Source organism: Billgrantia zhangzhouensis, assembly GCF_021404465.1.
GTDB lineage: Bacteria > Pseudomonadota > Gammaproteobacteria > Pseudomonadales > Halomonadaceae > Halomonas > Halomonas zhangzhouensis.
Genome location: NZ_JABFTT010000018.1, coordinates 17,306 through 31,115, shown reverse-complemented (window position 1 = coordinate 31,115; position 13,810 = coordinate 17,306). Strand labels below are relative to the sequence as shown.

Genomic DNA, 13,810 nt, shown 5'->3' with positions numbered 1-13,810 from the left:
TTGTCACTGACTGTCGCGTAGATAGATACCGACGGGAAACGCACCCAGCAGTTCCTCGGCGGTGACATGCTCGTTCGTCACTCTCAGCGTGGTACCGGTCAGCGTGCATTGCCAAACGTCATCCATCCCGCCGGGCAGGCGAAACCGGGTATCTCCCCAGCGCGATGGCGGCACCTGAGGCTGCTCGGCGCCCTCCAGCAGCGCTGCGCACAGGCGCGGCACCGCCACCAGCAACTGCCGGCCGTCATGCTCGCGCAGGAAGGCGACCAGACGGTCGCCATGCTCGCCAGCGCTCTCGAGTTCGCAGTAGCTTCCGTGGCGGAACAGCTCGGGCCAGTCGTGGCGCAGTGCCAGCAGGCGGGCGATCAGGGCCTGCTTGACGTTGCCATCCTGCCAATTGGCCAGCACCGCAGCGGGCTCTTGGTGCCTGTCCAGCGCGGCCTGGCGCGCCGCATGGTCGACCGGACGCCGGTTGTCGGGGTCTACCAGGCTGTAGTCCCAGAATTCGCAACCCTGGTAGAGATCGGGCACCCCGGGAGCGGTCAGGCGCAGCGCCGTCTGGACCAAGCCATTGAGCGCGCCTGGCAGGTCCAGCTCGCGGGCTGCCTCTTCGAACCCCCGGCACAGCTCGGGGGAGGTCAGCAGCCCCTCCAGATAGGTACGGCAGGCATGCTCGTAGGCTTCGTCGGGCCACAGCCAGTGGCTGCGCAGCTTGGCCTCGCGCAGGGCCTTCTGCTGCCACTGGGCGAGACGCTCGGTAAAGTGGTGCATGGCCTCGGTGTCGTCGCGCTCGAGCCTCGGCGGCCAGGCGCCGAGCAGGACCTGGTAGAGGATCAACTCGTCGCCGGGAGAGGGAGCGGGCCCGGTGGGAAGCGAATGGCGCAACGGGGCGGCCAGGTCGCGCCAGCGCTCCACGCGGGTGGCGAAGCCGATGGCGTTCTCGCTCAGTGCGGCCAGGCGGGCACGCACGTCTTCGCCGCGCTTGTGATCGTGAGTGGCCGTGGCGACCAGGCCATGGGGAAAGTGGCGCGCACGCCAGGCGTTGGCCTCGTGGAACCAGCGCGTCGAGTGACTGAAGTGCTCGCCGTCGAAGCCCACGTCGTTGCGCGAGATCAGTGCCGCGCTGCGATAGCCGGCAGTGTCTTCCACGGCCTTGGCGGCCACCGGCGAGGTGAGCTGCTGGAAACGCACGATGGCGCGCTGACGCAGCCAGCGCTCCTCGGCGCCATCGGCGTCGGCGGGTGCCTCGCCGCCCAGCCAGCGTTCCAGCCACTCCAGTACCCCGGCATCGGGCGGACTCAGCTCGCCGCGAGCGCCGGCCATGGCCTGGTCGAAAAAGGGCGCGTCGAGCTCGGGGCGGCCGCCGTCGTCGGCATAGGTGCGGTAGACCGGGAAGTGCACGACCAACGCCGCCAGTGCCCGGCGTATTGCCGCCAGGGTGACGTCGCGGGTGGCCAGGGAGTGGCGGGCCACGGCATGCAGGGCGTGGGCACAGGCTTCGAACTCGCTGGCCAGCAGGCTGGCGAGTACCTCGCGGCGGGCCAGGCGTACCTCGGCGAGGAAGTCCTCCTCCCGACCGCTGACGTCACGCCATAGATCACTCAGCGGCTCGGCGCCTGCCGGGTCGTGCTGCAAGGCGGAAATGGCGTTCATCAGCTCGTAGCCGGTGGTGCCATCGACGCCCCAGTCGCGATGCAGGGTCTCGTCGGCGGCCAGTATCTTCTCGACGAAGATCGCCACGTGGCGCACCGCTTCCGGCGGCCGACGCTTCTGGCTCTCGCCCAGGCGGGCCCGCAGGCGGCGGCAGTAGCCGCGTGGATCGGCCAGGCCATCGACGTGATCGATACGCAGGCCATCGACCCAGCCCTGCTCCACCAGGCGCAAGGGCAGGGCGTGCACCGCCTCGAACACTTCGGGCCGTTCGATGCGCAGCCCGCCGAGCTCGGTGATGTCGAAGAAGCGCCGCCAGTTGATCTCGTCGGCTCCCGTGTGCCACCAGGCCAGGCGATAGGCCTGCTGCTCCAGCAGATCGTGCAGGCGAATGGCGCCGCCGCGAGTGCTACCGTCGAACAGCGCCAGAGCCCGCTGTAGTGCCTGCCCGGCGGTCGGGTTCGCCAACGCCTGGCGCAGTGCATGGCGACACTCGGCCACGGCGGTATAGGCGTCTTCGCGCTGTTGCAGGGCATCGAAGCGTGGCGCCAGGTCCCACAGTGTCGGATGCTCGGCCAGGCGCAGGATGTTGCCATAGCGGCGCGGATCGATGGGGAAGCGATGTTCGTGGTAAGCGATATGGAAATCCATCGCTTCGGGCTCGTGGCGCAACACCAGGTCACCGCCATGCAGGGCGTCGGCGTAGGGCGTGCCGAGAAAAGGCAGCAGCAGCTTGCCGTTGAGCAGCGGATCGGGCGAGTGCCAGTCGATATCGAAAAAGCCGGCGTAGGGACTCGCCTGGCCCCAGGCCAGTACGTCCTGCCACCAGGGGTTCTGTGAGCCGCCCACTGCCACGTGGTTGGGCACGATATCGAGGATCAGTCCCATGTCATGCTCGCGCAGGCGCTCGACCAGGCGCTCGAGCGCCGCTTCACCGCCGAGTTCGGGGTCGATGCGGGTGGGGGCGATGCCGTCGTAGCCGTGGGGCGAGCCCGCGCGTGACATCTGTAGCGGCGAGGCATAGACATGGCTGATGCCGAGCCTGGCATAGTAGCCCACCCACTCGGCGGCATCGTCTAGGGTGAAGCCACGATGGAACTGCAGGCGTACCGTGGCGCGAATCTCACTCATCGAACCCCCCTCTCGCGTCACCGTGGGCAGCTTCCCGGCGTGCCTCGGCCAGTGCCTTCAGGCGGCATAGCGTCTCCGGCGAGGCGAGCAGGCGCTCGGTGTCGTCCGGCAGGCGGCGCCGCCAGTTGGGATGTTCGTCGAGGGTGCCCGGCAGGTTGGCCTGCTCCTCGAGGCCCAGGGCATCCTCCAATGGCAGCAAGGTGAGTGGCGCCGGGGTTAAGCCAAGGCGACGAGCGCAGGCATCGAGCACCTTGGAGGCAGGCAGGGCGGCGGCGTCGAGAGGCGCCTCCGGCACGTGGTCATCGACCAGGTGCAACGCCCGAGCCAGGCGCGCCCGCTCGATGCGGCGCTCGGCGTGTTCGCTGCCGGCATCTTGGTTTTCGCCGAGCAGGCCGAGGCGATCGCGCCATTCGATATCGCGCCCCGCCCACCAGCCGGCCAGCGTCGGCAGGTCGTGGGTCGAGCTGGTGGCAACGGCGTGCCGCGACCACTGCCCCGGCGCCAGGAAGCCGCCGTCGTCGTCGCGCTCGAACCACAGCACGCGCATGCCGAGGATGCCGTGGCGTGCCAACCGCTCGCGAAAGCCCGGGGCGACGGTACCCAGGTCCTCGCCGATGACGATGGCGCGATGCCGCCAGGACTCCAGCGCGACCAGGCGCAGCAGGTCGTCGAGCGGATAGCGCACGTAGCCGCCCTCATCGGGAGATGCGCCGTGGGGCACCAGCCACAGGCGCAACAGGCCCAGTACATGATCGATGCGCAACCCGCCGGCATGGGCGAAGCCGGCCCGCAGCATGTCGATGAATCCGGCGAAGCCGCCACGCACCAGGCCCTGGGGAGAGAAGGGCGCGAGCCCCCAGTCCTGGCCGTGTACGTTGAAGGCGTCCGGTGGCGCACCGATCGACAGGCCCTCCAGCATCTCGGCCTGGCGGCTCCAGGCCTGGCTGCCGGCCGCGTCGGCCCCCACGGCGAGGTCGGCGATCAGACCGATCGGCATGCCGGCCTCTCGGGCCGTGGCCTGGGCGCGGGCCAGCCCCTCGCTTGCCAGCCACTGCAGAAAGGCATGGAAGCCGACTTCGTGGGCGTGCTCCTCGGCGAAGCGGGCCACCTCGGGACTTGCCGGGTCACGCAGCGCCGCCGGCCATTGACGCCAGTCGCGTTCGCCCCGCACCTGCTGCAGGGCCTCGAAGCGGCAGTGCGCCTCGAACATGGCACCGCCCCGTTCATGAAAGTCCTGTTCATGAAAACCCTGTTCACGAAAGGTCGCCAGGGCCTGGCGGGCACGCCGTGCCTCGGCGTCTTCGCGCTGCATCACATCGTCATGCAGCGCGCGCAACCAGGTAAGCTTGGTGCGCGCCGCCCGGGGCCAGTCGACCAGCTCCTGCGCTTCGAGCTGAGTCCGTGTCTCGCCCAGACCGCTGCGCTCGATGGCCGCCGCCACGGCTGCTTCGCTGAACAGCGCCTCCGGGGCGGCATGCAGGGCGTGGTAGTGCAGGCGGCTCGAGGGCGAGTAGGGGCTGTAGTGGTTCACATCGGTGCTGAACATGGCGTGCACCGGGCTCACGGCTAGTGCGGCGGCACCGGATTCGGCGGCGTGGCGCGCCAGTTGCTCCAGCGCCAGGGTGTCGCCGAGGCCGCCGTCGCCAGGCCGGCGCAGGGCGTAGAGCTGGGCCGCCAATCCCCACAGGCGTGGCGATTCGTCGGCGCAGGCATCCGCCAAGGTAAAGCAGCGCGGCGGGGCCACGGCCAGAGTCAGCTCGACAGCGGCGATCTGCAGGCGGTGGTAGCCGGGCTCGTCGACGGCGGGCAATACTCCGTGATCGTCGCCAAGCGTCCCTTCCCGGTGCTCGCCGTTTTCCAGCACGAGCCGGTAGCGGGTCCCGCTGGGAAGCGGCGACGGCAGTGGCGTACTCGCGCCCTGTTCGGCGGTGATTAGCGGTGGCCACTCCTGCGGCGAGGCGGGCGACCGCAGCCGTTCCAGGCTGGCCGCGATCTCGGTTGCGCTACCGGCGGGGTAGCCGAGCCGAGCCAGCAGATCGCGCTGGGCGGCGTCGCTGAGCCGGTGAGGGCGGCCCTCGCTGTCTTCCCATTCGACGATCAGGCCGGCAGCGTCGGCCAGCTGTCTCAGGCCCTCATCGCTCATGCACAAAGCTCCTCGTCGCCTGGTACGCGCTTCAGCCAGGCGGCGGCACAGCGCGGCGGCAGGCTGCCGCTCTCGGTGGCAACCGCCACGCCCTCACGGGTCTCGTAGAGACACTGGCCAACACCAAAGGCGCTGGTGGCCGCGGTCCGTTCCCCGAGGTTCATGGCGATGACCAGCCGGGTGTCGTCGTTCATCTGCCAGCGGGCAGCGACGGCGCCCTCGCCGAGTGCTTCGGCGCCCAGGGCGTGGGCGCCATCCAGGCGCGGCACGATCTCGGCCTGGCGAATCGCCAGCAGGCGATGGACGAAGGCCAGCCATTCGGCATGGAGCGAGGTGTCGCGAGCCTCGATGTCGGGCTTTGATGCCTCGAAGGTGGTCGCGTCATTGGGATCGGGAATCGCCGCGCGCGAGGCAGGATCCTGGAAGGCGCTGAACGCGGCGAATTCCGCCCGGCGGCCCTCGCGCACGGCCTTGGCCAGTTCGTCGCGGTGGTCGGTGAAGAACAGGAAGGGGCGCTCGCTGGCCCACTCCTCACCCATGAACAGCAGCGGCACCATGGGCGAGAGCAGCAGCGCAAGCGTGGCGGCTGCCAGCGCCTGCGGCTCGACAAGTCGGGGCAGGCGCTCGCCCAGCGCGCGATTGCCGATCTGGTCATGGTTCTGCAGGAAGGCGACGAAGGCGGTCGGCGGCAGGTGCGCGCTTGGCGTGCCACGGAGAGTGCCTTGTCGGGTGGCGTCACCCTGATAGATGAAACCCTCGCCAAGGCAGCGTGCCAGCTTCTGCGTCGGGGCGTCGGCGAAATCGCCGTAGTAGCCTTCGCTCTCGCCGGTGAGCAGCACGTGCATCACGTTGTGCCAGTCGTCGTTCCACTGCGCCGTGAACAGGCCCGGACCGATCAGGTCGGCATCGTTGTGCTCGTTCTCCAGCACCAGATGCACGTAACGCCGCGGATCGATGTGGCTGCGCAGCGTCTCGGCCATCTCGCGCAGGAAGTCGCGCTCGCCGATGGCGTGTACCGCATCGAAGCGCAGGCCGTCGAAGTGGTATTCATCGAGCCACATCAGGGCGTTCTCGATGAAGAAACGACGCACCATGGGCTGGCGAAAATCGATGGCCGGCCCCCATGGGGTCGGTCGATCGCTGCGAAAGAAGGCGTCGGCATAGCGCGGCAGGTAATTGCCATCGGGGCCGAAGTGGTTGTAGACGACATCGAGGAAGACCATCAGCCCCAGGCCGTGGGCGTCGTCGATGAAGGCCTTGAGCGCATCGGGATCGCCGTAGGTCTCGTCCACGGCGTAGGGCAGGACGCCGTCGTAGCCCCAGTTGCGTGCACCGGGGAAGGCCGCTACCGGCATCAGTTCCACCGCCGTGACGCCGAGTTCGGCCAGATAGGGCAACTGCTGGCGCGCCTGCGCCAGGCCGCCAAGCGCACCCAGGTGCAGCTCGTATAGCACCGTCTCGTGCCAGGGACGGCCCCGCCAGTCGGCATGGCGCCAGGCATGGCGATAGGGGTCGATCACCACACTTGCACCCTCGACGCCTCCCGCCTGGGCGCGGGAGGCGGGATCGGCAATGGCGATGCCCTCCATCGCGTCGGCGATGAAGACACGATAACGGTAGCGGGCTCCATGATCGCAGGGGGCCTCGCCGACGAAGCGCCCCTCGCCGGCGTGGGTCATGGCGATGGGGGTGAGGCCTTCCACTTCGAGATCGACCCGGCTGGCGCTGGGTGCCCACAATGAGAATTGTGTCCACTCCGGACCGATGACCTGGGCGCCGAAGGTGTATTGGAAACGCTCTGCTTCGTTCATGCCGTGATTCGTGCCTCCACACCGGCTTCTTCGCTGATGCGCTGGTAGAGCTGCGTATAGGGCGCGATCGACTGGCGCCAGTGATAACGGCCGGTCATGGCCGCCCGGCGCATGGCGTAGAACAGCTCCGTGGAGTGATAGACCGAAAAGGCCTGTTGGATCGCCTGCATGAAGCTGGCCAGCTTGATCCCGTCGAACAGAAAGCCGGTCACGCCGTCCTCGATAGTGTCGGCCAGGCCGCCGGTGCGGTGAGCGATGGGCAGGGAGCCAAAGCGCTGGGCATACATCTGACTCAAGCCACAGGGTTCGAACCGCGACGGCATCAGCAGGAAGTCGCTACCCGCGTAGATGCAGCGTGCCTCGTCCTCGTCGAAGCCGACATAGACGCCCACCGCCCCCGGGTAGCGTTTGGCCAAACGGTCGAGCTGGGCCTCGACACGGCGCTCGCCGCTGCCGATGAAGACCAATTGCCCCCCGGCCTGGACGATGCTGGGGGCTGCCTCGATGACCAGGTCGACGCCCTTCTGGTGCACCATGCGTGAGACCATGGCAAACAGTGGCCCAGCGCTGGGGGCCAGACCGAAGCGGTGGCGCACGTACTCGGCGTTGGCACGCTTGCCGCGCCAGTCATTGGCCGAGAAGGCTTGCACCAGGTGAGCGTCGGTGCGTGGGTCCCATGAGTCGTCGATGCCGTTGGGAATGCCACTGAGCCGACCCTGCTCCGCCTTGCAGCGCAGCAGGCCATCGAGCCCGCAGCCGAACTCGGGGGTGGTAATCTCCTGGGCGTAGGTTGCACTCACCGTGGTCACGTGGGAGGCATAGACGATCCCCGCCTTCATGAAGGAAAGCTTGCCGTAGTACTCGACACCTTCGATATGAAAGACGCTTCGAGGAATGCCCAGGGCGGCGCAGCGCGACGCCTCGTACAGGCCCTGATAGGCCAGGTTGTGGATCGTGAACACCGTGGGAACCGTAAGTCCCTGCCATGCGAGGTAGGCCGGTGCCAGGCCGCATGCCCAGTCGTTGAGGTGCAGTAGCTGCGGCTGCCAGTCCAGCCCAGCATGGCCGGCTACGATCTCGGCGGCGGCCAGTGACAGCCGGGCGAAGCGAATGTCGTTGTCTTCCCAGCCGCCACTTCCGTACCCGCCCGGTCCGGTGCCGTAAGGACCGCCTTCACGCTCATAGAGTTCGGGGCAGAGCAACACGTAAATGACCAGGCCGTCGTCGCAGGTCATTTCGCCGACCTCGCAGGCCGGTAGGTCGCCATGAGCAGGGAGGTGGCCGACGTGGTGGATCTTGCGTGACGAGGCGAGCACTTCTCGGTAGGCGGGCATCAGGACGCGAATGTCGTGATGGACGGCGAGTGCCCGGGGCAGGGCGGATGAGACGTCGCCCAGCCCTCCGACCTTGACGAAATCGGCAATCTCAGGGGTTACGAAAAGAATGCGCTGTGCAGGATGACTGGAATCGCCACGTTCGAACGGTTCGTCGGAGTCCCTGTCTCGCTCGGTGTCGCTGTGTTCATCGAGTGCCAAATCGCCAGATGGAACGCGTATCGAACAGCTGCGAGTGTCATTTTTTGTTTCAAAATCGATACCCTTCAGTGCCACATTGCCCATAATGACAGACCTCCCTGTAGTGGCATTGGCCACGCTGCCTGAGTTAGCGCCTCTTGCCTTGGATGAAACACTCACCGTTAGCTTTTCCTGGCTGCGGGAGGAGCTTGGTCAAGAGGTACCGTTGCATAGGTATAGCCGATGAAGAGTAATTCGGCGAAGCCGAGAGCGCCGATAACCTAGGTAAAGCGCCGTCGTAAGAAACAGGCCTGTCTCCCTGATAGGCTTGTGGTTGGCGGTATCGTGAAGCTTTACATGAGAGACAATCAGCTTAACTCGCTGTCACAGTCTCGCCCGATAGCTTGTGCCATATTGACAGCCAGTTTCTAGAGAATGGTTTCGTTGGTTTGTAAAGGAATTCGTACGATGGATTGTTAATATTTAATGCAGGGGTTGAAAATTAAGTAGAGATTTAAATCGACAGGGAAGGGGAAAGTACCAGCCGATGGCTGATAAGGTGTAAGGAAAGGCAATGAGGTTAATCGTTTCCTTTCTAATGAATAATGTTGCCAGGATTCAAGGGGGTGGGTAAGCGGAAGTTCGATTCGTTTCGAGCGGTCCTGAAAGGAAAATATCTGCAAGGAGGTAGAAATGGCTCGCAGCAACAAGTTGCATGATGCAGTCGTGGTGATCACCGGCGCTTCGAGCGGCATTGGCCGCGCTACGGCGCATGCCTTTGCTCGAGAGGGCGCCGCTTTGGTTTTGGCGTCTCGACGAGAGCACGCTCTGCAAGAAACCCTGCAGGAATGCGAGCGACTCGGTGGTCGGGGTATCGGCGTACCCACCGACGTGGGCGATGCCGATCAGGTCGCGCGACTGTGCGATAGCGCCGTCGGGCGCTATGGTCGGGTCGACGTCTGGGTCAACAATGCCGCGGTCACGTTGTTCGGAAGGTTGGAAGAGGCACCGCGCGTTGCCTATGAGAAGGTCATCCAGACCAACCTGCTCGGCTGCGTCAACGGTGCCCGGGAGGCGATTCGTCAATTCCGCGAGCAGGGACATGGACGCTTGATCAATGTCTCTTCGATGGTGGCTCACGCCGGTCAGCCCTTCACCAGTGCCTATGTCGCCTCCAAATGGGGTATTCGCGGCCTTTCCGAGTGCCTGCGCATGGAGCTTGCCGACGCCCCGAACATCCATGTTTCCACCATCCTGCCTGCCTCCATCGATACCCCTCTCTTTCAGCTGGGTGCCAACTACGTAGGCCAACCGGCCAAGGCGATGCCCCCGGTCTACCCGCCAGAAAAGGTGGCGGTAGCGATCCTGAGCGCGGCCAAGTACCCCGTGCGTGAGCTTTTCGTCGGCAATTCGGGGCGCATGATGGCCGCGATTCGAACGCTGGTACCACCCCTGGGCGAGAAGATGATGGAGCGCAAGGTGTACAGCGATCACTTCGCCGAAGACCTGCCCATCGAGCCGAGCCCCGGCAACCTGTTCGATTCGCATGGCAGCGGCAGCGTGCGTGGCGGCTGGCTCGAACGCGAACATGGCGGCTCGTCGGGCGGCATGAGCCTGGTGCTGGGACTCGCGGCGGTAGCACTGCCGTTGGCGCTCTACGCTTATCACCGCCGGGCCTGACATCGAGCCGAATTGCATCCGGCGGGCGACAGGACGCGCTCGCCCCGGCACATTGTTGACAGGAGTTTCACATGCGACCGAGTTCCCCTTCTTATATTGCCGACTTCGATTCCGCGACTGGCATGCTGCGTGCGGTTTCCAACTATTTGCATGGGCAGGACTACCCTGGACTTGGCAAAGGCCACGCTATGGGCAGGCTTGTGCAGGCAGCGAATTGGCTGCCGCAAGCGGCGCGTGAGCAGGTCTATGCCGTCGGCGGGGCCACCGAAGGGCATGCTCCCGACAAGCTCGATCGGGTCGATGCCGAGAAGGTGGCGGAGTGGATCACCGCGCGCTATCCCCAGCGCCGCTACCAGGCCGTGATGATCGGTTCGGCAAGCGGCGCCCTGACCCATCTGTCGGCAGCCTTCGATATTCCCTGGCTGCCGCAAACTTTCTTCATACCGGTGCGCCACCTTCAAGGAAGCAACGACGACCCCAAGCTGGCGATGGAATTCGGACGCCGCTACGGCCCTAAGCTGCTGGAGGCTAACCCGGAGTTGCAGTTGCATCACATGCACGATGCCAACCAGGACCGCCTGATGGTGGAGTACATGGACTATTTCCGGGTCAAGCGGCTGACCCTGGGCCGGGCCTATGAACGATTCCTAGAGGCGAACCTCGAGCCAGGCGGCACCATCATCGTCACCGAATGTCGCAGTAGCTGGCCGACCACCCGTATCGGCGAGCGCCACTATTTTCAGCACGGCGCGCTGGGCGGTGCCACCGAGGAGGAGTTCCTGCACGGCAGCGAGCGGGTCGAGGAGTACCTCGAACGCTACGACGCAGCGGTACGACGCTGGGATTCTCCGGAGCCCGATGGCAGAAGTCCCGAGGCGGAGTGGGGGTTCGAGGAAGCGCTGCGTGACGATATCCTGCGCTTCGCGACCCAGCGGGGCTACAAGGTCAAGCGGCTGGTCTTCGACGAGCCGGATTCGCTGAGCCCGCTGGTGGCCGACTTCTACCGCGACTGGTATCGCGAGCGGGGCATGAAGGCCAATCGGGTGCTGGTCGAATCCTTCATCATGCTGGAGCCCTACTGGGCGCTACGTACTGGTTCGGTGCCGTTCTGGATGAAGTTCAACATGGATCCGTCGGTGGATGCCATCGAGTCCTATCTCGACGCCCGCGAGCCGTTCGACGAGATCAATCTGATGCTGTTCAACAACGGTGTCGAGGCGGTGGGGTTCCCGCAGATCGAGCGTTGGCAGCGCGTGCTGGAGCGGGCCCGCAAGCGCGGCCAGTTCATCGGCGTGAGCGAGGAGCTGCACCCGCGGGACTTCGGCTCGCTGGGCCGCTACTACATCGAGACCCGGCAGAAAATCAAGGCGCGCTACCCCCTGCCGGGGCCGCTTGTGCTACAGCGCCTGGTGGACTTTGCCGAGAAGCGGCGTGACCAATACGCCGTCGAGTTGCTCGATGCCTGAAGGACTTTGGCTCGGCATCGGCGCTCCCGCGTCGATGCCTTAGGGGGAGCGATCCAGCTCGATCACTCGGCCACCGGCATCCTCGGCGTCCTCCCTGTCATGGGTGACGAGCAGGCTGGGCAGGCCCGCCTCGCGCAGTCGATCGAAGACCAGCCGGCGCATGTCGTGGCGTAGCGGCCTGTCGAGTTTGGAGAAGGGTTCGTCGAGCAGCACGGCGCAGGGTTCGGAGAGCAATAGGCGCATCAGTGCCACGCGAGCCTTTTGACCGCCCGACAGCGTAGCGGGATCGCGCGACCCGAAACCACTCAGGCCAACCTGCTCCAGCGCTGCCTCGATTCGCCCCGCCTTGTCGGTCACTGTACGGGGCACGCCGAAGCGCAGGTTGCCTGCTACCGAGAGGTGCGGAAACAGCAGCGAGTCCTGGAACAGCAGGCCGATGCCGCGCCGCTCCGCCGGCAACCGGCTGATGTCGTACCCGTCGAGCAGAACCCGTCCGCTGGCCTGAAAGGCCGGTGCGAGAAAGCCCGCCAGGTAGGCCAGCAGGGTCGACTTGCCGGAGCCGGATGGCCCCATGACGGTGAGCACCTCGCCTGGGCCGATTTCGGCATCGAGCGACAGCAGGGGCGATCCGGCCAGAGCGATGTGGATGTCCTCCAGCACCAAATGGTGAGCAGTGTTCATAACGACCCTCGCATACCGCGGCGGTTGGACCAGAGCAACCGCGGCAGGCCCACGGCGATGATGAAGCCCACCAGCGGCAGGCTGGCCTGGACCAACGCCCACACGCCGATCACCCGGCGATTGCCTCCGGCGGCCAGTGACACCGCCTCGGTGGTCACCGTAGCGATGCGCCCAGCCCCGAGCAGCAGCGTGGGCAAGTATTGGCCGATGCTGATGGCGAGGCCCACGGCGCCGGCGGTGAGCAGTGGTGCGAGCAGCATGGGCAGCCGCACTCGCCAGAACACGGCGTGGCGTGAGGTACCCAGGCTAAGGGCGAGCTGCGACCAGCGTGGGTCGAAGCGACGATAGGCTTCCGAAAGGGACAGGAACACGTAGGGCAACACGAACAGTAGATGCCCGAAGATCACCAGCCATAGCCGTGGCCGCGTACCCAGCGACTCCATCACCACCACGAGGCCGAACAGAAAGGCGATCTGCGGCACGATCAGCGGCAGATAGAGCAGCGTCAGCGCCGAGAGCAGCTTGCCCTGAGCCGGGTGGCGCCCGCCGCGCTGCTCGTTCTCCAGCGCCGCCAGTACCAGGATCAGGGCGACTAGCGTTGCGCCGATGGCGATCAGCGCCGTGGTAGCGACTGGTCCGGCCAGGGTTGGCAGGGCGCGCAGCCAGTGAGCGGCAGTAACGGTCTGGGGCAGGGCATCGGGGAAACGCCAGAAGCCTGCAATGGAGCTGAGAGCGAGGCCGGCCAGACTCACGAAGGCGGTAAGCGAGGCGAGCAGGATCAGTCCCTTGCCTGCCAGGCGCAGCGGCTGCTCGCCTTGGCCGCGACCGCCGCGGGCTAGCCATTGTCGCCCCAGCCGGGCGACGAGGCACTCCAGGCACCACCAGGCGATGAGTGCCGTCGCCGTGACGCCGAGCTGTAGCACGGCACCTGCCGAAGCCATGAAACGCCGGCTCAGGTCGGGATCTTGGTACCAGGTCAGGATCGACACGGCGAGCGTCGGCGGCAGCGTCGGGCCGAGAATCAGGGCGACATCCACTACTGCCGTGGCGTAGGCGATCACCGCGTAGACCGGCAGCCGTATCAACGGATAGAGCGCCGGGACCACCACCTTGAGCCAGGCAGTCATTGGGCGATAGCCGAGCGAGCGGGCCATGGCCACGCGTCGCTCGGCATCGAGCTGCGGCAGCGCGGCGAGACTCATCAGCAGCAGGAACGGGATCTCCTTGATCACCAGGCCGGCCATCAGCGCCAGCCCCCAGGGGTCGTTGACGATCAACAGGTCCGGTGGGCGCTGCCAGCCGGACAGCTCCGGCGAGATCAGCCGCGCCAGGAGTCCCGAAGGTGCAATGAGGAACGCCAGGCCGAAAGCAGCGGCGGCGTGGGGGAGCGACAGCAGCGGCGCCACCAGCCGGCGTATCCAGCGATCCAGCCGGCTGACCGACACGCTGGCCAGGAACAGCAGCACCACGGCGAGCGATACGGCCGTGGTGGCCAGGCCGCTAGCAAAACTGACCGCCACGGAGCGTGCCAGTCCCGGTTGGACGAACAGTTCGCGCCAAGGGGCCAGGCTCGGGCGCTCGCCGCCCAGTGCCGGCAGATAGCCGAAAGCGGGCAGCAACGCCATGACCAGGCCTGCCAGTATCGGACCGACCAGCAGCGTGACGATCAGTAGCGGGGCGAGGCGCAGCATCAAAGCGCGCTACCTGCTGCCAGGTGGTGTCGGTGGGTGCATC

At 66.2% G+C, this 13,810-nt stretch carries 8 protein-coding genes; 2 read left to right on the top strand and 6 right to left on the bottom strand.

From position 1 onward, the window contains the following. Positions 1–3 precede the first annotated feature (3 nt). The 4 genes from treY to glgA are packed head-to-tail and all read right to left on the bottom strand — an operon-like array spanning position 4 to position 8,354. Entirely contained in the window at positions 4–2,781 is a 2,778-nt protein-coding gene (treY, locus tag HOP51_RS19235) for a malto-oligosyltrehalose synthase (protein WP_234275497.1), read from the bottom strand. Next, positions 2,774–4,924 (bottom strand): 4-alpha-glucanotransferase, encoded by a 2,151-nt coding sequence (malQ, locus tag HOP51_RS19230; RefSeq protein WP_234275496.1) that lies wholly within the window; start codon positions 4,922–4,924, stop codon positions 2,774–2,776. The genes treY and malQ overlap by 8 nt, the downstream gene beginning before the upstream one ends. Beyond that, the gene (treZ, locus tag HOP51_RS19225) at positions 4,921–6,735 is read right to left on the bottom strand and encodes a malto-oligosyltrehalose trehalohydrolase (protein WP_234275495.1); all 1,815 of its coding nucleotides are present in this window, start codon (positions 6,733–6,735) and stop codon (positions 4,921–4,923) included. The genes malQ and treZ overlap by 4 nt, the downstream gene beginning before the upstream one ends. Further along, positions 6,732–8,354: a glycogen synthase GlgA gene (gene glgA, locus HOP51_RS19220; protein ID WP_234275494.1), complete on the bottom strand. Its 1,623-nt coding sequence runs from the start codon at positions 8,352–8,354 to the stop codon at positions 6,732–6,734. Before glgA ends, treZ begins: the two co-directional genes overlap by 4 nt. A gap of 588 nt (positions 8,355–8,942) precedes the next feature. Here glgA and HOP51_RS19215 point away from each other — a divergent pair. Then, positions 8,943–9,929, top strand: a complete 987-nt coding sequence (locus tag HOP51_RS19215) for an SDR family oxidoreductase (protein ID WP_234275493.1) — start codon at positions 8,943–8,945, stop codon at positions 9,927–9,929. 71 nt (positions 9,930–10,000) lie between these two features. Next, the gene (locus HOP51_RS19210; protein ID WP_234275492.1) at positions 10,001–11,395 is read left to right on the top strand and encodes a hypothetical protein; all 1,395 of its coding nucleotides are present in this window, start codon (positions 10,001–10,003) and stop codon (positions 11,393–11,395) included. 39 nt (positions 11,396–11,434) lie between these two features. Here the strand turns inward: HOP51_RS19210 and HOP51_RS19205 are convergent, their stop codons facing one another. Further along, positions 11,435–12,076, bottom strand: a complete 642-nt coding sequence (locus HOP51_RS19205) for an ATP-binding cassette domain-containing protein (RefSeq protein ID WP_234275491.1) — start codon at positions 12,074–12,076, stop codon at positions 11,435–11,437. Continuing rightward, positions 12,073–13,767 (bottom strand): ABC transporter permease, encoded by a 1,695-nt coding sequence (locus HOP51_RS19200; RefSeq protein ID WP_234275490.1) that lies wholly within the window; start codon positions 13,765–13,767, stop codon positions 12,073–12,075. Before HOP51_RS19200 ends, HOP51_RS19205 begins: the two co-directional genes overlap by 4 nt. Between the last annotated feature and the right edge of the window lie 43 nt (positions 13,768–13,810).

Excerpts from the sequence above, each read along its gene's own strand:
- treY (WP_234275497.1), bottom strand. The coding sequence starts at position 2,781 with ATGAGTGAGATTCGCGCCACGGTACGCCTGCAGTTCCATCGTGGCTTC.
- malQ (WP_234275496.1), bottom strand. The coding sequence starts at position 4,924 with ATGAGCGATGAGGGCCTGAGACAGCTGGCCGACGCTGCCGGCCTGATC.
- treZ (WP_234275495.1), bottom strand. The coding sequence starts at position 6,735 with ATGAACGAAGCAGAGCGTTTCCAATACACCTTCGGCGCCCAGGTCATC.
- glgA (WP_234275494.1), bottom strand. The coding sequence starts at position 8,354 with ATGGGCAATGTGGCACTGAAGGGTATCGATTTTGAAACAAAAAATGAC.
- HOP51_RS19215 (WP_234275493.1), top strand. The coding sequence starts at position 8,943 with ATGGCTCGCAGCAACAAGTTGCATGATGCAGTCGTGGTGATCACCGGC.
- HOP51_RS19210 (WP_234275492.1), top strand. The coding sequence starts at position 10,001 with ATGCGACCGAGTTCCCCTTCTTATATTGCCGACTTCGATTCCGCGACT.
- HOP51_RS19205 (WP_234275491.1), bottom strand. The coding sequence starts at position 12,076 with ATGAACACTGCTCACCATTTGGTGCTGGAGGACATCCACATCGCTCTG.
- HOP51_RS19200 (WP_234275490.1), bottom strand. The coding sequence starts at position 13,767 with ATGCTGCGCCTCGCCCCGCTACTGATCGTCACGCTGCTGGTCGGTCCG.